Annotated in this window: 12 protein-coding genes; 2 read left to right on the plus strand and 10 right to left on the minus strand. The window is 72.1% G+C overall.

Annotated elements, in window-relative coordinates:
- Positions 1-13 precede the first annotated feature (13 nt).
- Together QFZ82_RS12680 and QFZ82_RS12685 are read right to left on the minus strand one after the other, a co-directional pair.
- Positions 14-1,615: an acyl-CoA carboxylase subunit beta gene (locus tag QFZ82_RS12680; RefSeq protein WP_307713265.1), complete on the minus strand. Its 1,602-nt coding sequence runs from the start codon at positions 1,613-1,615 to the stop codon at positions 14-16.
- A 318-nt stretch (positions 1,616-1,933) separates the two neighbouring features.
- Positions 1,934-5,803: an endo-alpha-N-acetylgalactosaminidase family protein gene (locus tag QFZ82_RS12685; protein WP_307713266.1), complete on the minus strand. Its 3,870-nt coding sequence runs from the start codon at positions 5,801-5,803 to the stop codon at positions 1,934-1,936.
- A 393-nt stretch (positions 5,804-6,196) separates the two neighbouring features.
- Between QFZ82_RS12685 and QFZ82_RS12690 the strand changes: the two genes are divergently transcribed.
- Entirely contained in the window at positions 6,197-6,823 is a 627-nt protein-coding gene (locus tag QFZ82_RS12690; protein ID WP_307713267.1) for a YceI family protein, read from the plus strand.
- Positions 6,824-6,909: 86 nt separating this feature from the next.
- Here QFZ82_RS12690 and QFZ82_RS12695 read toward each other — a convergent pair whose 3' ends face one another.
- From QFZ82_RS12695 to ureA, 8 genes are all read right to left on the minus strand, one after another.
- On the minus strand, positions 6,910-8,127 hold the full coding sequence (locus QFZ82_RS12695) for a S8 family peptidase (RefSeq protein ID WP_307713268.1): 1,218 nt from the start codon (positions 8,125-8,127) through the stop codon (positions 6,910-6,912).
- Between the two features lie 175 nt (positions 8,128-8,302).
- Positions 8,303-9,673, minus strand: coding sequence for a hypothetical protein (locus QFZ82_RS12700; RefSeq protein WP_307713269.1), 1,371 nt, complete (start codon positions 9,671-9,673; stop codon positions 8,303-8,305).
- A 415-nt stretch (positions 9,674-10,088) separates the two neighbouring features.
- Positions 10,089-11,702, minus strand: a complete 1,614-nt coding sequence (cimA, locus tag QFZ82_RS12705; RefSeq protein ID WP_307713270.1) for a citramalate synthase — start codon at positions 11,700-11,702, stop codon at positions 10,089-10,091.
- Between the two features lie 1,018 nt (positions 11,703-12,720).
- Positions 12,721-13,323 carry a TetR/AcrR family transcriptional regulator gene (locus QFZ82_RS12710; protein ID WP_307713271.1) on the minus strand — a complete coding sequence of 201 codons (603 nt, stop codon included), beginning with the start codon at positions 13,321-13,323 and terminating at the stop codon, positions 12,721-12,723.
- Positions 13,324-13,361: 38 nt separating this feature from the next.
- On the minus strand, positions 13,362-13,574 hold the full coding sequence (locus QFZ82_RS12715; protein WP_307713272.1) for a hypothetical protein: 213 nt from the start codon (positions 13,572-13,574) through the stop codon (positions 13,362-13,364).
- Positions 13,575-13,583: 9 nt separating this feature from the next.
- Complete coding sequence (locus QFZ82_RS12720; RefSeq protein ID WP_307713273.1) at positions 13,584-14,600, minus strand: agmatine/peptidylarginine deiminase; 1,017 nt, start codon at positions 14,598-14,600, stop codon at positions 13,584-13,586.
- An 8-nt stretch (positions 14,601-14,608) separates the two neighbouring features.
- Entirely contained in the window at positions 14,609-16,291 is a 1,683-nt protein-coding gene (locus tag QFZ82_RS12725) for an urease subunit alpha (RefSeq protein ID WP_307713274.1), read from the minus strand.
- Entirely contained in the window at positions 16,291-16,977 is a 687-nt protein-coding gene (gene ureA, locus QFZ82_RS12730; protein ID WP_307713275.1) for an urease subunit gamma, read from the minus strand. The genes QFZ82_RS12725 and ureA overlap by 1 nt, the downstream gene beginning before the upstream one ends.
- A gap of 141 nt (positions 16,978-17,118) precedes the next feature.
- On the opposite strand from ureA, the gene QFZ82_RS12735 reads away from it, so the two are divergent.
- A complete protein-coding gene (locus QFZ82_RS12735; protein WP_307713276.1) occupies positions 17,119-18,540 on the plus strand; it encodes a cytosine permease in 1,422 nt (473 codons plus the stop codon).
- Positions 18,541-18,545: the final 5 nt, after the last annotated feature.

Below are 18,545 nucleotides of genomic sequence, written 5' to 3' on the forward strand. Positions count from 1 at the left end.
TCCTGTCGCAGGGTTACTGCGGGGGGTTGCCGTGCTTGCGGGACGGCAGGTCGGCGTGCTTCGTGCGGAGCATGGCGAGGGAGCGGATGAGCACCTCGCGCGTCTCGGCCGGGTCGATCACGTCGTCGACCAGGCCGCGCTCCGCGGCGTAGTAGGGATGCATCAGCTCGGCCTTGTACTCCTTGACCATGCGCGTGCGCATGGCCTCGGGGTCCTCGGCCTCGGCGATCTGCTTGCGGAAGATGACGTTCGCCGCGCCCTCGGCGCCCATGACCGCGATCTCGTTGGTCGGCCAGGCGTAGGTCAGGTCGGCTCCGATGGACTGCGAGTCCATGACGATGTAGGCGCCGCCGTACGCCTTGCGCAGGATGAGGGAGATCCGCGGGACGGTCGCGTTGCAGTACGCGTACAGCAGTTTCGCGCCGTGGCGGATGATGCCGCCGTGCTCCTGGTCGACGCCGGGCAGGAAGCCCGGCACGTCCAGCAGCGTGACGATCGGGATGTTGAACGCGTCGCACATCTGCACGAAGCGGGCCGCCTTCTCCGACGCCTCGATGTCGAGGACGCCGGCCAGCGACTGCGGCTGGTTGGCCACGATGCCGACGACCTGACCGTCCAGGCGGGCCAGGGCGCAGATGATGTTGCGCGCCCAGCGCTCGTGGATCTCCAGGTAGTCGCCCTCGTCGACGAGCTCCTCGATGACCTTGTGCATGTCGTACGGCCGGTTGCCGTCGGCGGGGACCAGGTCCAGCAGCACGTCCGAGCGGCGGTCGGCCGGGTCCTCGCAGGCGACGGCCGGCGGGTTCTCGCGGTTGTTCTGCGGGAGCAGGGACAGCAGGTAGCGGACCTCCGCGATGCAGGTCTCCTCGTCGTCGTACGCGAAGTGCGCGACGCCCGAGGTCTCCGCGTGGACGTCCGCGCCGCCCAGGCCGTTCTGGGTGATCTCCTCGCCGGTGACCGCCTTGACGACGTCCGGACCGGTGATGAACATCTGCGAGGTCTCGCGGACCATGAACACGAAGTCGGTCAGCGCGGGCGAGTACGCCGCACCGCCGGCGCACGGGCCGAGCATCACCGAGATCTGCGGGATCACGCCGGAGGCCCTGGTGTTGCGCTGGAAGATGCCGCCGTATCCGGCCAGCGCCGAGACGCCCTCCTGGATACGCGCTCCGGCCCCGTCGTTCAGCGACACCAGCGGAGCGCCCGCCGAGATGGCCATGTCCATGATCTTGTGGATCTTGGTGGCGTGGGCCTCGCCCAGCGCACCGCCGAAGATCCGGAAGTCGTGCGCGTAGACGAAGACCGTCCGGCCCTCGACCGTTCCCCAGCCGGTGACGACACCGTCCGTGTACGGCTTCTTGGCCTCCAGGCCGAAGCCCTGGGCGCGGTGCCGGCGCAGCTGCTCGACCTCCTTGAACGAACCCTCGTCCAGCAGCAGCTCGATGCGCTCCCGGGCGGTCAGCTTGCCCTTGGCGTGCTGCGCCTCGGTCGCCCGGTCACTGGGGCCGCGCTGCGCCTGCTCGCGCAGGGCGTGCAGCTCGGCCACACGGCCGCGCGCGTCGGCCGGCTCCCCGGCCTCGGTCGGCTCGCTGGTGGTCTGGTCCAAAACGGTCATGCATCGACCCTACGGAGAGACCCAAGAAAAGCATGCCGTCGACTCCGTACAGTCTCGTGACCGTTCTCCTGTCGGCCTCTGACAGAAGCCTTCCGTATGGAGCGCCAACCACCAGCCCAGGCCGGTCCTTCTTTGTGCGGGTCCAACAACAGGGCCGGGTGAGAGCCGGCTCACAGCCAGGTGTCGCGGCTGGGCCGGTCGGGTTAATTCCCGGGGACGCGAGGCGGGCCGGACCCACCGTACCGGGCCCGGAAACCTCCGTCCCGCCCGGCCGCGCGAGTGCGGTCCGGACGGGACGGAGGGAGAGGGGCCGGGGCGTCAGGCGCCGCAGTGGAAGCGGGCGGCTCCCCAGTCGGCGTGGTCGTTGCCGTTTCCGTCGCCGCCGTCACCGACGACGAGCTCGACGTAGTCGGCTCCGGTCACGTCCGCGGTCAGGGACCAGGCCGGGTCGCCGGCCTTCAGCACGGGCGAGGTCACCTTCTCGGCGCCGTCCGCGAGCACGCCGAACCGGACGGTGCCGCGTGTGGTCTGGACGTCGTCCACGCCCACCGAGGCGGTGAAGGAGGTGCACCGGCCGCCCAGGTAGTAGCGGATCTTCGCGGGGGCGTGGGTGCCGAGGCCCTTCTCGTAGGTCACTCCCCCGATCGTCAGGGGCTTGCCGTCGCCGGCGCCGGTCTCGCCGTTGGACAGGTCGCGCTCGACGGGTCCCCAGCCGTTCTGCGCGGACGTCCAGTCGAGGTCGCTCGCCCAGGCGTCGGCGGAGGGCGGTGGCGGCAGAGTGCGCACGGACGTGGACGCGGTGAGCTTCCGGGGCGTGCCGCCGACCGTGTACGCGGCCGTCGAACCGATCGGGTACGTCCGGTACGGAGCGTCCGCCGGCGGGGTCACCTGCCACGTGCCCGTGGCCTTGGCGCCCGGCGCGACCGACGCGAAGCTCACCGGGCCCACGGGCTCGGCCGTCCAGCCGTCGGGCAGCGCAAGTGCCAGCGTCACTTGGCCCGCCGCCGTCGTCTCGTCGTTGCTGAACGCGGCCTTGACCTCGTTCGGCCTGCCCGGCACCAGGGTCTCCGGCGCGGTCACGGCGAGTGTGCCGCAGGCGGCCTGCTCGGCCGCGGGGCCGAGGTCGGTGACCGTGAAGCCGTCCATCACGAAGTCCGCGCCGTCGGGGGCGTCACCGCGCTTGCGCAGACCGGTCCACGTATCGCCGCAGCCCGCGGTGACCGTCTCGGAGAAGTGGCCCGTGCTTCTCCCCCAGCTACCGCTGGGAGGTGCCCCCACCGCGCCGATGGGGGTGCGGCGGCGCTCCACGGACCCGCCGGCGGCCCGGTCGTAGCCGGTGACCCACTCGTAGGCCCCGGCGTGGCTGGACTGGTAGTCGTACTCGACGCGGTAGGTGTGGCCGTTCCTCATCGGCACCGTCCACGGCGCGGTCCGGTAGACGAGACCGGTGTTCTCGTCGTGCGACTTGAGGGACTCCTCGCCCCCGAGCACGTCGTCGATCAGCTTCCCGTTCCATCCGGCCTGCGTGTAGGGGGCGTGCAACTGGCTGATGTGGGTGCGCGGGTCGGTGACGCCGCCGGCGTCGCCCTTGAGGAACGGACCCCAGCCCTGGTCGACGTCCTCGAAGTCGTCGTGGACGAGTGCGCCCTCCTTGCCGGCGGGGGCGCCCGCGACGACGCGCACGTCGTCGACGCGGACGCGTGCCGTGCCGCCCGCCGCGGCTTCGACGCGCAGGGTGGTGGCGTCGGCGGGCGCGGTGAAGTTGACCTTGGCGCGCTGGAAGTAGGTGCCGTGCCGGTCGGACGCGGCGACCATGTCCTTGGCCGTGGAGCGCTCGACGACGGCGGACTTCCCGCCGGCGGACAGCGTCGTGCGGCGGGAGCTGCCCGGCTCCACCTCGATCCAGGCGGATGCGGTGTACCGCTTGCCTGCCTCGAGGCCCGTGATCCTCTGGGAGACGGACGCCGTGGCATCACCGGTCAGGGCGGCGCTGTTGCGGCCGTGGTCGTCGGTGTCGCGGGTGACCGTGCCGCGCCGGGTCCAGGCGTCGAGCGAGGCGTCGTTGAAGCCGGGGTCGGCGACATGACCGCCCTCGCCCCAGTGGGCCTCGCGCTGCTCGGGGGCGCGGTCCGGGTAGAGCACGTACGGCTGCCCGGCCTCGGCGGCGAGCGTGATCCTCCCGCCCTCGGGCCGTACGGTCCCGGTCCTCACCCGGCCGTTGTCGGTCAGCTTGTAGACGGTGTAGGCGCCCTGACCGGGAACGGCCCAACTGCTGGTGCCGCCCGCCGCGTTGTAGTGGTACAGCTTGGCGCCGCCGTCCCACGGCAGCAGGTAGCGGTCGCCGTCGAGGACCTTGCGGCCGTGGTCGTAGAAGGCGCGCCGACCGTCCTCGAGGGTGCCGCGCAGGCCGCCGGTGAAGGTGATGTCGTTGCCGTTCCAGCGGGTGATCCGCTCCTGCTGGAGGTACTTGGCGGGCAGGTTGCGCTGCCAGACGTTGTCGTAGAAGGCGTTCCAGTCGGTCTCGCCGGTCCAGCCCTCGAAGTCCTCCAGGACGCTCTGGCCGAGGACCGGGTGGTTGTTCCAGACGTCCTTCTCACCGTTGCGGATGAAGCGGATGATCTGGGAGTTGAGGCCCTTGTTGGTGGCTCCGCCGTAGTTCAGGTCGTTGGCCCAGTGCGACCAGAGCGAGGCCCGCTCGAACTTGTCCGCCCATTCGGTGCCGACGTTCCAGCCCTGCTTCTGCACGGCCTGCATGGTCTTGTCGGCGATCCAGCCGTGCGTGTAATAGACGTCGATGTAGAGGAAGTTGAGATTGGGGTCGGTCTCGTCGCGCAGTTGCTGGAAACGGCGGGCGAGATCACCGCTGTTGATGTCGCGGCGCTGGTTGATGTAGTAGCTCTGGTTGAGCCAGTTCCAGCCGGGCTTCGTCCTGTCGACGAGGGTCTCACTGAAGTTGTTCGCCTCGGGGTAGGACTCGGTGGCGTTCACGTGCACGCCGAAGGTCGCCCCCCACTTCTTGCCCGACTTCAGGAGCGTGTTGAGGTCGGCCAGGCCGCCCGCGCGCTTGTTGTAGTTGCCGCCGTAGTCGGGGTGCGCGGAGTCGTGGCCCTCGGATCCGTACCCCTTGAGCACGGCGAGCTGGCCGAGGCCGTCGGTGGCCAGCGAGATGCGCTTGACGTCGTCGAGGGTGCGCAGGAACGGGTGGGTGGCCTGGCTCGCGAAGTTGAACGGGATGTGGGTGATCACGCGGTCGGGAGTGCCCTTGCCGCCAGGCGCCTTGATGCCGATCGAGCGGAAGGCGACCGCGCCGTCCTGCCAGTCGACCTTCCTGTCGGCGTTGGCGTCCGGGGTGACGACGACCTTCGCCCAGGGCAGGTTCTCGCCGCTCTCCGGCTGCGGTGCGCCGTCGCCCCGGTAGGTCCACTGGCCGGAGGAGACGCCGACGCGCACCGTGCCGTCACCGGCCTTGCGGGCCTGGTGCCACAGGCGCGCGTCGTCGCCGCCGGTGGCGCCGCTCGGCTTGTCGTACGAGGAGTTGGACTCGACGGCGGCGGCGAGCGAGGCGGTGTTGACTATGGCGTACGTGGCGCCGACGGGGGCGGCCTCGGCGGGAGTCTCCGCTGTGACCTTGCCGAACACGTCCGCGGTCCGGGTGGAGTCGGGGTCGAGCTTGGTGAACGCGGTGGCCGCGCCCTCCTCCGTGCTGCCGACGGACACGAGGTCGTGCCCGGGTATGTCGAGGGTGCCGACGCGGAAGGCGTCGGTGTCGCGCACGGCGGTGACCTTGAAGGTCACGGCCCGGCCGGACACCGACACCAGGGTGTCGATCTCGACGCCGGGCAGGTCGGGGAAGACGAGGGTGTGGCGCGCGGAAGCGGCGTCGACGCGGGGGGCGCCCGCCGGCCGGACCGCGTACGGCTTGCCGTTGAGGGTGACCTCGGTGACCGGACGGGTGCTGCCGAGCAGCGACGCGCCGGAAGCGCGGTCGGTGTACGAGAGCACCCGGGGGAAGTCGTCGGCGACGGTGACCGAGAGAGTGCCGGAGGTGATGACGGGCCCGCCGCCGGCCGCGGTCACGGCGGCGGGCCCGTCGGCTTCGGCGGCGGCCGGCTGTACGGTCCCGGCCAGGACGAGCACGGCACAGGAGGCGGCGGCCATCGCACAGGCCGCGCGGTGTCTTTGAGGCATGGGGACTGAGTAGTCCCCGGCTTTCGGGGGCGTCAACGAACCGGGACCCGGACGGACGCCGCAGTCCAACAACCCCCGTCGGTCAGTCCAAGTCGGCTCGCGGCACCCGTGCGGGCGCCCGGTCCCCGGGGACGGGCGCCCGCACGTTTCTTCCGCGCCGCCGCGCCGTCAGCAGCCGTACGTGCCGCCCGCGTGGCCGGTCTCCGTACCCCCGGCGATGTTCCCTCCTGCTACCGGAGGTGTACGCGCGTCCGCCAGAGGGCGCCGGCGTCTGTCCGGGACGCCCCACTCCGGAGATGTTGAAAATTGAACGGAATGGGTTTACAGTCGATTTCGTTGAAGCTTAAACAACATGCCAGGAGCCCCTCCGGCATCCGTCCCCAAGGAGCAGTCATGGGCCTCTTCAACCGCAGGAACAACGAGTCCGCCGCGGCCACCGCGGTCGCCACCGCCACCGTCGACCCCCAGCTCGCGGCCCTGAGCGGCGACTACACGATCGACCCCGCCCACAGCAGCATCGGCTTCACCGTGCGGCACGCGATGGTGACCAACGTGCGCGGCAGCTTCGGCTCCCACCAGGGCACCCTGAGCCTCGACGGGACCGACCCGTCCCGCTCGTCGGCAGTCATCGACGTCGACATCGCGAGCATCGACACCGGCATCGCCGACCGCGACGGCCACCTGCGCAGCGGCGACTTCTTCGACGCCGAGAACTTCCCGAGGATGAGCTTCCGCTCCACCGGCGCGGAGCAGGTGGACGGCGACCGGTACCGGATCACGGGCGACCTGACGATCAAGGACGTGACGCGCCCCCTCTCCATCGACCTGGAGTTCCAGGGTTCCGCCACCGACGTCTACGGCAACGAGCGCGTCGGCTTCGAGGGCTCCACCGAGATCCTGCGCTCCGACTGGGGCCTGACGTGGAACGCGGCCCTGGAGGCCGGCGGCGTGATGGTCAGCGACAAGGTCAAGCTGACGTTCGACATCTCCGCGATCAAGCTCGCCCCGCAGGCCGCCTGACCCCGCCCGCCCCTGGCGCGACCCACGAGCGCGCCCGCCCTGCCGATCCCTCGGCATGGCGGGCGCTCGGTCGTGCGCGGGCTGCCTCACAGGCCGCCGGTGTACAGCAGACGGCTGGGCGACCCCGCGGTGGTGCCGGTCACCACGTTCGTCGTGGAGGTGCCCTTGAGCCAGTCCGCGACCTTGCCGGGGGAAGCCGTGGAGTGCTCCGCCAGATAGAGCGCCGCCACACCCGCGACATGCGGGGACGCCATCGAAGTGCCGTCGTGCGCGATACTGCCGCCGCCCATCCGGGCCGAGACGATCGAGGCCCCGGGGGCGTACAGCTCCAGGCACTCCCCGTAGTTGGAGAAGTGGGTCTCCCGGTCCGAACGGTCGGTCGCGCCGACCGTGACCACGTCGTCCGCGGACGCCGGGGAGACGTTGCATGCGTCCTGCGCGTCGTTGCCGGCCGCTACGACCGGCAGGACACCGCTCTCCGCGAGGGCCTCGGCCGCGTTGTTCACCGCCGTGGACCTGACGCCGCCGAGGGAGGCGTTGAGCACGGCCGGCTTCTCGGCGTTGGCGGCCACCCAGTCGAATCCGGCGATGACGCCGGACCAGGCACCGCTGCCCGTACAGTCGAGAACCCGGACGCTGACGAGCGAGGCATCGCGTGCCACACCGTGCGTGGCGCCGCCCACGATGCCCGCGACGTGCGTCCCGTGCCCCTGGCAGTCCTGCCCGCGCCGGCCGTCGCCGATGGCGTCGTAACCGAACCTGGCACGCCCGCCGAACTCGGTGTGCCCGTAGTCGATGCCGGTGTCGAGGATGTACGCCGTGACGCCCTTGCCGTCGCCCGCCGCGGTGAAGTCGCTGTCGAGCGGCAGAGCGCGCTGGTCGATCCGGTCGAGCCCCCACGACGAGGCCGGCGCACCCGTCCCCGCGCCCGACGCGCCGAACGCGGTGACCTTGGCGTCCTCCTCGACGGACACGACGCCGGGTGTCAGCCGCACCTTCTCCAGCTGGGCGGCGCTGAGGTTCGCGGCGAAGCCGCGCATGGCCGCGCTGTACGTGTACAGCGCCTTCGCTCCTACCGTCCCCATCATGTCGGTGGCGTCGGCGGTGTCGCCGAGGGTCACGATGTACCGGCCCGGCAGGGCGTTCGCCGAGCGGATCAGCGGGGCGGGGGTCCGAGCGGTGGACGAATGGGACGGTGAGGGATCGGACGGATCGGCGGCGGTCGGCGGCCCGGCCGCCAGCAGGACCGCGGCAGCCGCGGTGACCGCTGTCGCGAGGGCACGAAGCCTTGTTCTGGTTGACATGCGGCAGAGGGAAACACGCACCAAGATCGTGAGCAATCACCTGGCGTAGCGATTTGCCACTTTCGGTAGTCGATCCGACAGGTACCGCCGCCGTTTGCCGTACTCGGTGCCGCTGCTCGTGCTCCGGGCCGACCGGCCGCCCGCGTGGCTCACGGTTCGTGACGAGAAGCGTCCGCTAGAAGCCTCCACCTCCGTCGAAGCCGCCGCCGAAGCCGCCGCCGCCCCAGTCACCGCCGCCGCCGAAGTCACCGCCGCCGCCGAAGTCCGAGGTGTCGAAGTCGGCGCCGGAGACGTCGCCGCCGCCGTACTCGCCGCCGCTGAACTCGCCGGCACCGTAGTCCGCCGCGTACGCGGGGGTGGCGAGCATGCTGCCGAGCATCGTGCCCATCAGCAGGCCGGGGAGGATGCCACCGCCGAAGTAGCCGCCGACCCAGGGACCGTAGGCCGGGCCCGCCTCCCAATAGGGGCGGCGGCCGTAGCCGGTCTCCACGGTGCGGGACACGGGCTCCATGCCCTCCTCCAGGCGGGCCGCGTCGGCGGCGCACACCGGGACGTCACGGGCCGCCGCGCCGCTGGCCGGCATCCACGAGATGTCCGTGACCGAGGGGCCGTGGCGGGGGTCGAAGAAGCACGGCGCGCGGCGTTCGGGCACGGGCCGGCCCTCGCGGCGGGCCGCGAGAACGGCCAGCGAGTGGCGGCCGTCGTCCAGCGCCTCGGTGACCCCCCGGACGTCACGCGGGTGCTCGGCCGCGCCCATGCGCGACTTGGCCGTGTCGTACGCGTCGAGGGCACGCTCGTATTCGGCGCGCATGGCGTCGTCCGCGCCCTTCTCGGAGGGGTGGAAGTCCAGACGGTCGAGCTCCTCGCCGAAGGCGGTGATGTCCTCGTCGACGACCACGCGCAGCTTGTCGAGCGCGGCGCGCTCCTCCTCCGCCTTGCGGCGGCGCTTGTTGCGCACGACCGCGTAGGCTCCGGCACCGCCTGCCGCGACGACCGCGCCGAGGGCGATCAGCGCGCCGGTGTCGACGCCCTCGTCACCGGCTCCGGCGTCCCAGGAGACCGGGGCGCTTCCTCGGACCTGGGTCAGGGCCTGGTCGACGAAGCTCTCCAGCTGGGTGGCGGCGTCGACGGATCCGCTGCCCCGCACCGCCTGGGCGAGGTTGTCGACGGCCTGGTTGGACATGACGCTGCGGTCGGCGCCCGCGTCGAAGCCGTCGCCGAGCCGGACGCCGTACAGGCCGGTGATCCCGGTCTCGGTGCGCAGGTTGACCAGCAGGTTGTCCGGCGGGAACTCCGCGGTGGCGGGCAGGACCGCGACGAACACCGGCTTGTCGGCCTGCTCGATCCTCTCGGCGAGCGCGTCGGCCTCGGACTGCGAGACCTGTCCGGTCATGGCGGGGTGGACGTACACCGGCCCCTGCTTCAGGGCGGCGGCGGCGTCGGACAGACCCGTGGCCCTGGCGGCGGAGGCCGGGGCCAGGATCAGGAGCAGCATGAGCGTCAGCCCCGCGAGGGCCGACACAAGCGTGAACGGCCGTGTCCTCATACATCGACGCTACCCGAACAGGAGCAAAGGGGACATAGCCATCCGATGTCGCTCCGCGGCGGTTCCGGGCGTCTCGGCGCGTCCCGACGGTCCCGGGTCCTCGGCGGCAGCATCCGGCAGGACGAATGCTGCCGCCGAGGTCCGCGGTCAGGCGGCCCGGTTGGCGCCGGTCGGCGCGGCGACCGGCGCCCGTCAGGTCGCCGGGTGAGCAGCAGGTGGTCCGCCTCGGCGCGGACCGGACACGACGCCAAGCCGCTGTTCGGCGGACCGGACGACTATGCGTACGTCGGCGTCGCCCGCTTCCGCGCCGCGCACCCGGAGGCGCGGGAACCCGGCGAGGTCTGGCCGGACGAACGGGCCGCGTCCCGCGAGGAGTTCGAGGAACGCGCCGACGACGCCTGCCGAGCCGGCCGCCTCACTCCGGCGGCTCGACCCCGGCGCGCAGCAGGCCGTAGGTGTAGGCGTCCTCCAGGGCCTGCCAGGAGGCGGCGATGATGTTGTCCGCGACGCCGACGGTCGACCATTCGCCCGCGCCGTCGCCGGTCGTGATCAGCACGCGGGTCGTCGAGCCGGTGCCGTGGCGGCCTTCGAGGATGCGGACCTTGTAGTCGATCAGCTCCAGCTTCGCGAGCTGCGGGTAGATCTTCTCCAGCCCGACCCGCATCGCGCGGTCCAGGGCGTTGACCGGGCCGTTGCCCTCCGCGGTGGCGACGATGCGCTCGCCCTTGGCCCACAGCTTCACCGTGGCTTCGTTGGCGTGCGTGCCGTCGGGGCGGTCCTCGACGATCGCGCGCCAGGACTCCGTGCGGTAGTAGCGACGGGCCCTGCCCTCCGCCTCCTCGCGCAGCAGCAGCTCGAAGGACGCGTCGGCGGCCTCGTACGTGTAGCCCTGGAGCTCGCGCTCCTTGACCCGCTCGACGACCCGGCCCACCAGCTCGCGGTCGCCGCCGAGGTCGATGCCGAGCTCCTTGCCCTTGAGCTCGATCGAGGCGCGTCCGGCCATGTCGGAGACCAGCATGCGCATGGTGTTGCCGACCAGTTCGGGGTCGATGTGCTGGTACAGGTCCGGGTCGACCTTGATCGCGGAGGCGTGCAACCCGGCCTTGTGCGCGAAGGCCGAGACACCCACGTAGGGCTGGTGGGTCGAGGGCGTCAGGTTGACGACCTCGGCGATCGCGTGCGAGACGCGGGTCATGTCCGCGAGCGCGCCCTCGGGCAGGACCTTCTTGCCGTACTTGAGCTCCAGCGCGGCCACGACCGGGAACAGGTTGGCGTTGCCCACGCGCTCGCCGTAGCCGTTGGCCGTGCACTGCACGTGGGTGGCGCCCGCGTCGACGGCGGCGAGCGTGTTGGCCACGGCGCAGCCCGTGTCGTCCTGGGCGTGGATGCCGAGCCGGGCCCCGGTGTCCGCGATGACGGTGGAGACGACGGCCTGGACCTGGGCGGGCAGCATGCCGCCGTTGGTGTCGCACAGGACGACGACGTCGGCACCGGCCTCGTGCGCGGTGCGCACGACCGACTTGGCGTACTCGGCGTTCGCGCGGTAGCCGTCGAAGAAGTGCTCGCAGTCCACGAAGACCCGGCGGCCCTGCTCGCGCAGGTACGAGACGGTGTCGCGGACCATCTCCAGGTTCTCGTCCAGCGTGGTGCGCAGGGCGAGCTCGACGTGGCGGTCGTGCGACTTGGCGACGAGGGTGATCACCGGCGCGCCGGAGTCGAGCAGCGCCTTGACCTGCGGGTCCTCGGCCGCCGTCGACCCGGCGCGGCGGGTGGCGCCGAAGGCGACGAGCTGGGCGTGCCGGAAGGTGATCTCCTTCTGCGCGCGGGAGAAGAACTCGGTGTCGCGGGGGTTGGCACCCGGCCAGCCGCCCTCGATGAAGCCCACGCCGAAGTCGTCCAGGTGCCGGGCGATGGTCAGCTTGTCCGCGACCGTGAGGTTGATGCCCTCGCGCTGGGCGCCGTCGCGCAGCGTCGTGTCGAAGACGTGGAAACTGTCGTCGACGTGGGTGTCCTGGGCGTTGGTGGTCATGCTGTCCTGACTCCTGTCGGATGAGTGGCTCCGGAATGTCTGGCTCCACTTGCCCCCATCATCGCGTGCGTCTCGCTCCCGGCCGTGGGTGAGGCCGGAAAACGAAAAAACCTCTCGCGGGTGCGAGAGGTTTGCGCGCGGGTCTGGGGCACGGTGCCGCCTGCCGCGGGATTGCTGTCCACGGGTCAGCGGTCACTGCGGACCGGCGCGCTGCTGCCGATAATCATGGCGAACGAGAGCACGGGGGCAGTCTGCCACAGCCGGCGGCGCCACTGGACACGCATCTCACGATGCGGTCGCCCCCTTTCCGGGGCGGGCCCCGGGCCCCGTCCCTCACTCGCCGGCGGGGCTGAACGAGCCTCCCCACCCGCCCTGTCGGCAGGGCACCCGGGCGTCGGGTGAAACGACCGAGGCCGTAGCGGAGGTGGGCCCGAAGCGGGCGAAGCCCGGCGGACGCCGTCCGTCCGCCGGACGGCTACCGGGCCCGCATGGTGCCGCCCCCGGCGCGGCCCCAGGTTCGAGGGCGAGCCCCCGATAATGGACGCCTCCGCCGGACGGCTACGGCCCCGCCCGGAAGTCGCCTGGCAAGGGCACCGGTTCGAGGGCAAGCCCCAACAATGGACGCCGCCCGCCGGACGGCTACAGGCCCCACATGGGCCACAGGCGCGGCACCGGTTCGAAGGCGAGCCGCGACGGTCGTCCGCCGGCCGCTACAGGCCCTGCACGGTGACCACCCCGGGCGCGGCACCGGTTCGAAGGTGAACCCGACAATGGACGCCGTCCGCTACAGGCCCCGCACGGTGACCACCCCGGGCGGGGCACCGGCTCGAAGGCGAGCCGCGACGGTCGTCCGCCGGCCGCTGCAGGCCCGCAATGGGACCGCCCACGGCGGCGGAGCCGCGCCGTGGGGCGGAGCCCCGGCAGTGCGCGCCGTTCGCAGGGTGGCTACGGGGGTCCGGGGCGGAGCCCCGGTTTCGGGAAGGGGCGGGGTGGGGGAACACCCCCCGGGACGGGGCCGTCACGGCAGCAGCGTGTCCTCGATGAAGTCCCGGACGTGGGCGAGCACCTGCTCGCGTCCCGTGCCCGGTATCCCCACCGCGACGTGGACGCTGAAACCGTCGAGCAGCGCCCGCAGCCGCGCCGCGAACCGGTCGGCGTCGACCGCCCGGAACTCGCCGCGCGAGACGCCCTCCGCGAGCAGCGCCACCAGGTCCCGGTGCCAGGCGCCCTCGATCGCGGCCTGCCGGCCGCGGGCGTCGGCGTCGGCGCTCTGCGAGCGGTTCCAGACCTCCAGCCACAGCGTCCAGTGGGGGTCGCGCGGCCCGTCGGGCACGTAGAGGTCGACGTACGCGTCGAGCCGCTCGCGTGCGGACCCCTGCCGGGACAGCAGCGCGCTGCGCTCGGCGCCGAGCCGGCCCTCGCTCCACTCCAGGGTCTGCAGCAGGAGCTCGTCCTTGGTACGGAAGTAGTAGAGCAGGTGCCCGCTGCTCATCCCGACCTCGCGGCCGAGCCCGGCCATGGTGAGCCCTTCGAGGCCGCGCTCGGCGATCGTGTCCATGGCCGCGGCGAGCAGCGCCTCGCGCGGCGGCGCGACATTGCGGCGACGGGATGCGGGGGTCATGCGGCGACCACCGGGAAGGATGCGTTCACTCGTACGTTCTACCTGATCGTCCACCCGTCCTCCGCCATCCGTTCCTTCAGGGCCCGGACCACCTCGGGCGAGGCGCTGCCCGCGTCCGCGGCCAGGTCCGCGAGGCCGGTCCCGGAGGCGGCCTCCACCACGGTGCCGAGCGACTCCTCGTCCACCAGCTCGCGCAGTACGACGAGCTGGGTGGCACGGCCGCGGGCGGACACGCGGCCCGCGGCGGCCACCAGCGGATATCAGACCTGCGGCTGCTGCTGCGTGATGCAGTGGATGCCTCCGCCGCCCGCGAAGATCGTCCGCGCGTCCACGAGCGTGACCGTACGGCCGGGGTAGAGCCGGCGGAAGATGCCCGCCGCGATCTCGTCCCGCGGGTCGTCGAAGGCGCACAGCACCACGCCGCCGTTGCAGACGTAGTGGTTGATGTACGAGTAGTCGACCCACTCGCCGTCCTCGTCGCGCAGCACCGTCGGCGCCGGGACCTCGACGACCTCGATCCGGCGGCCCCTGGCGTCCGTCTGCGACCTCAGGAGCTCGACGTTCGCCTTGCAGATCTCGTGGTCGGGGTGGGCCGGGTCGGGCTGGGTGTGGGTGACGACGACACCGGGACCGGCGAAAGCGGCGACGATGTCGACGTGGCCGCGTGTGCCATACATGCCGTAGTCGCCGGTGAGGCCGCGCGGCAGCCAGATCGCCTTCGTGGTGCCGAGGCGGGCGTGGATCTCGTTCTCCACCTGCTGCCGGGTCCAGCCGGGGTTGCGCTCGGGCCCGAGCTGGACGGTGTCCGTGAGGAGGACCGTGCCCTCGCCGTCGACGTGGATCGCGCCGCCCTCGTTGACCAGCGGGGAGGCGTGGACGGGTACGTCCGCGAGGTCGGCGACATGACGGGCGATCTTGGAGTCGTGCTCCCACCGGGCCCAGTCCGCCGCGCCCCAGCCGTTGAACACCCAGTCCACCGCGGCCAGTCGGCTGCCGTCGGTGACGAAGGTGGGGCCGATGTCGCGCATCCACGCGTCGTCCAGGTCCCGTTCGACGACCTCGATGTCCGGGCCGAGCAGATCACGGGCCGAGGCCGACTGGCCGGTGCCCGCGATCACGGTGACCGGTTCGAAGCGGCGTACGGCGCGGGCCACCGCGGCCCAGGCGGCGCGGGCCTCGGCCAGCTCCCCGTCGTCGGCGAACGTGGGGTTGGGGCCGGGCCAGGCCATCCAGGTGCGCTCGTGCGGGGCCCATTCGGCCGGCATGCGGAAGGTCACGTCACGTCCTAAAGGAAGTAGAGGCGGTTGAGGGAGACGGACTCTGCGGGCTCGGAGCGGATCGGGTCACCGTCGAGCGTGACCAGCCCGGTCCTGCCGTCCACACAGACGTCTCCGACACGGGAGTTGAGGAGCAGGTCGCCGGGGCCGATACCGCGGGTGCCGCGCACGGCGACGCGGCGCCGGCGGGTCGGCATGCGGTCGGCGCCGAGGTCGACGGCCGCCTGGGCGACGAACGCGACCGAGATGTCGGCGGGGGTGGCCCCGTAAGCGCCGAACTGAGGGCCGAGCACGAGCGGTTCGCACGTGTCGGTGGCGGCGTTGGGGTCGCCGACGACGCCGTAGGCGGGGAAGCCCGACTTCAGCACGAGCTGCGGCTTCGCGCCGAAGAACTCCGGCCGCCACAGCACGATGTCGGCCATCTTGCCGACCTCGATGGAGCCGATCTCGTGCGCGAGGCCGTGGGCGATCGCGGGGTTGATGGTCAGCTTGGCCATGTAGCGCAGGACGCGCGCGTTGTCGTCGTGCGCGCCGTCGCCGTCCATGGGCCCCAGCTCGGCCTTCATCTTCCCGGCCATGGCGAAGGTGCGGCGCACGGTCTCGCCCGCACGGCCCATGCCCTGCGCGTCGGACGACGTGATGCCGATCGCGCCGAGGTCGTGCAGGACGTCCTCCGCGCCCATCGTCCCGGCCCGGATCCGGTCGCGGGCCATCGCCGCGTCGCCGGGCAGGTCGGTCTTCAGGTCGTGGACGGAGACGATCATGCCGTAGTGCTCGGCGACCGCGTCCCGGCCGAAGGGCAGGGTGGGGTTGGTGGAGGAGCCGATGACGTTCGGCACGCCCGCCATCTTGAGGACGTTGGGCACGTGTCCGCCGCCGCAGCCCTCGATGTGGAAGGCGTGGATCGTACGGCCCTCCAGGACGCGCAGCGTGTCCTCGACGGACAGGCACTCGTTCAGGCCGTCGCTGTGCAGGGCGACCTGGACGTCGTGCTCCTCGGCCACGCGCAGCGCGGTGTCGAGCGCCCGGGTGTGGGCGCCCATGTCCTCGTGGACCTTGAAGCCGGACGCGCCGCCCTCCGCGAGGGCCTCGACGAGCGGGGCGGGATCGGAGGAGGAACCGCGGCCGAGGAAGCCGATGTTGACGGGCCAGGCGTCGAAGGCGTTGAACGCGTGCTTCAGCGCCCACGGAGAGTTGACGCCCACGCCCCACACCGGGCCGAACTCCTGGCCGATGACGGTCGTGACGCCGGAGGCGAGCGAGGCCTCCATGATCCGCGGGGAGAGCAGGTGGACGTGGGTGTCGACGGCGCCCGCGGTCGCGATCAGCCCCTCGCCGGAGACGATCGACGTGCCGGTGCCGACGACGACGTCCACGCCATCGAGGGTGTCCGGATTGCCGGCCCGGCCGATCGCGTGGATCCGGCCGTCGCGGATGCCGATGGAGACCTTGCGGATGCCCTGCACGGCGTCGATCACCAGCACGTTGCTCACCACGACGTCGCAGGTCTCGCGTACGGCCGCGGCCTTGAGGTGCAGCCCGTCGCGGGCGGTCTTGCCGAAGCCGGCCAGGAACTCGTCGCCGGGCTTCTGGGCGTCCGACTCGACGCGCACGACCAGTCCCGAGTCGCCGAGGACGACCCGGTCCCCGGCGCGCGGCCCGTGCACGGACGCGTATTCGTAGGGGTCCATCAGTGGGCCTCCGTTCCCAGGTAGCCGCAGGCCGCCGCGCGCCGCAGGGCCTCCTCCTTCGCGCCGGGCGCGTCCAGCGGGCCGTCGACCAGGCCGGCGAAGCCGATGGCGATGCGGTCGCCGCCGATGGGCACCAGGCCCACTTCGGCCTCGCCACCGGGGTCGAAGCGGACCGACGAGCCGGCGGGGACGGCGAGCCGCATGCCGTAGGCGGCGGCCCGGTCGAAGCGCAGGCGCGGGTTCGCCTCGAAGAAGTGGAAGTGCGAGGTGACGCTGACGGGCACGGTCGCGGTGTTGCGGACGGTCAGCCGCAGCGCCGGCTCGGGCTCGTCGTACGCCGGGCCGGGCAGCAGCGCACCGGGCGCGTCCGCTCCGGACCCGCCGCCCCCGATGGGGTCGGAGACGACGGCGAGGCGTGAGCCGTCCTCGAAGACGGCCTCGACGTGGACCTCGGTGACGACGTCCGCGACGCCGGGGAGGACGTCGTCGGGGCCGAGCACCGAGCGGGCCGCCTCGATCGCCTCCGCGAGCCGCCGCCCGTCGCGGGCGGCCTCGCAGACGGTGTCGGCGATGAGCGCGGTCGCCTCCGGAACGTTGAGCCGCAGCCCGCGGGCGCGGCGGGCCCGCGCCAGCTCGGCGGCGCCGAACAGCAGCAGCCGGTCGCGCTCGGTCGGGGTCAGTCTCACGTCACCACTCCTCCAGATTTGAGTGTCACTCTAACAAGCCCATGCCATCGAACGGAAGCATTGACTTACACCCCGGTATCACTCACATTGAGCAGCACTCAATTAGAGCACCACTCAAACGTCGAGCGACAGGGGAACCTCATGCCGGTGGAGCAGCGCGGAGTCGACACGATTCCCGAGTCGGAGCGCACCAGCACTCCCAGGGATCTCATATCGATCCTGCTGGGGTCCAACCTCTGCCTGGGGGTGATCGTGTTCGGCTGGCTGCCGGTCTCCTTCGGCCTCGGCCTGTGGCCCGCGGTCACCTCCGTGATGGCGGGCACCGTCGTGGGCGTCGCCGTCACCGCCCCGCTCGCGCTCATCTCCCTGCGGACCGCGACCAATCTGTCGACCTCCAGCGGCGCGGCCTTCGGCGTGCGCGGCCGTCTCGTCGGCTCGGTCGTCGGCCTGCTGCTCTCGCTCGGCTACACGGCACTGACCCTGTGGATCGGCGGGGACGTGATGCTCGGCACGCTGGCCCGCATCGCCGGCGTGCCCACAGGCGGCGTCGCGCACACCGTGGTCTACGCGCTGCTCGCCGCCTGCACGGTGGTCGGCGCGGTCTACGGCTACCGGCTGCTGCTGCGGCTGAGCCGGATCCTCGCGGTCGGCATGACGGTGCTGCTGCTGCTCGGCCTCATCGCGTACGCGCCCGATCTGACCACCGCCGCCCCGCCGGACACCCCGTACCTGCTCGGCTCGTTCTGGCCGACCTGGCTGCTGTCCGCCGTCGCCGCCGGTCTGAGCGGTCCCATCGCCTTCATCACCCTGCTCGGCGACTACACCCGCTACATCTCGCCCGAGCGGCACAGCCCGCGTCAGGTCCTGCGGGCGACCTGTGTGGGTCTGACGGCCGGCCTCCTCGTGCCGCAGCTCTTCGGGACGTACACGGCGCTGGCCGCCCGCGCGGGGCTGGACTACGCCGGCCCGCTGGTCGCCGCCTCCCCCGCCTGGTACGTGATCCCGCTGCTGGTCGCCGCGGCGGCCGGCTCGGTCGGCAACGCCGGTCTGATGCTGTACTCGATGGGCCTCGACCTCGACGCGATCCTGCCGAAGGCGACGCGCACCCGGGCCACGCTCGTCGTCGCCGTCGTGGCGACCGGATTCGTCTTCGCCGGCCACTTCGTGTGGGACGCGCAGTCCGCGATGACGTCGTTCGTGCTGCTGCTGACCGCGATCGGCACGCCGTGGGCGGTCATCACACTGATGGCCCACGTCCGCCTGGGCGGCGAGTACGACGCGGAGGCGCTGCAGGTCTACAACCGCCGTGCGCGCGGCGGCGCGTACTGGTTCCGCGCCGGCTGGCACCCGCGCGCCACGGCGTCCTGGGCGCTGGGTGCGGTGGTCGGCCTGGCGGCCGTGTCCACCCCCGTCTACGAGGGCCCGCTGCTGGCCCTGACCGGCGGCGTCGACTGCAGCTTCATCCTGTCCGGAGTGGTGGGCGGGGTCGCCTACGCGGCACTCGGCGCCCGTACGCAACAGGCCCCGCAGCCTGCGGTGCAGGGTGCGGGGCCCGGGGCCTGAGCCGG

The sequence above is a fragment of the Streptomyces sp. V4I23 genome (assembly GCF_030817975.1).
Classification (GTDB): domain Bacteria; phylum Actinomycetota; class Actinomycetes; order Streptomycetales; family Streptomycetaceae; genus Streptomyces.

Excerpts from the sequence above, each read along its gene's own strand:
- QFZ82_RS12735 (WP_307713276.1), top strand. The coding sequence starts at position 17,119 with ATGCCGGTGGAGCAGCGCGGAGTCGACACGATTCCCGAGTCGGAGCGC.
- cimA (WP_307713270.1), bottom strand. The coding sequence starts at position 11,702 with ATGACCACCAACGCCCAGGACACCCACGTCGACGACAGTTTCCACGTC.
- QFZ82_RS12725 (WP_307713274.1), bottom strand. The coding sequence starts at position 16,291 with ATGGACCCCTACGAATACGCGTCCGTGCACGGGCCGCGCGCCGGGGAC.
- QFZ82_RS12690 (WP_307713267.1), top strand. The coding sequence starts at position 6,197 with ATGGGCCTCTTCAACCGCAGGAACAACGAGTCCGCCGCGGCCACCGCG.
- QFZ82_RS12695 (WP_307713268.1), bottom strand. The coding sequence starts at position 8,127 with ATGTCAACCAGAACAAGGCTTCGTGCCCTCGCGACAGCGGTCACCGCG.
- QFZ82_RS12700 (WP_307713269.1), bottom strand. The coding sequence starts at position 9,673 with ATGAGGACACGGCCGTTCACGCTTGTGTCGGCCCTCGCGGGGCTGACG.
- QFZ82_RS12710 (WP_307713271.1), bottom strand. The coding sequence starts at position 13,323 with ATGACCCCCGCATCCCGTCGCCGCAATGTCGCGCCGCCGCGCGAGGCG.
- QFZ82_RS12680 (WP_307713265.1), bottom strand. The coding sequence starts at position 1,615 with ATGACCGTTTTGGACCAGACCACCAGCGAGCCGACCGAGGCCGGGGAG.
- QFZ82_RS12685 (WP_307713266.1), bottom strand. The coding sequence starts at position 5,803 with ATGCCTCAAAGACACCGCGCGGCCTGTGCGATGGCCGCCGCCTCCTGT.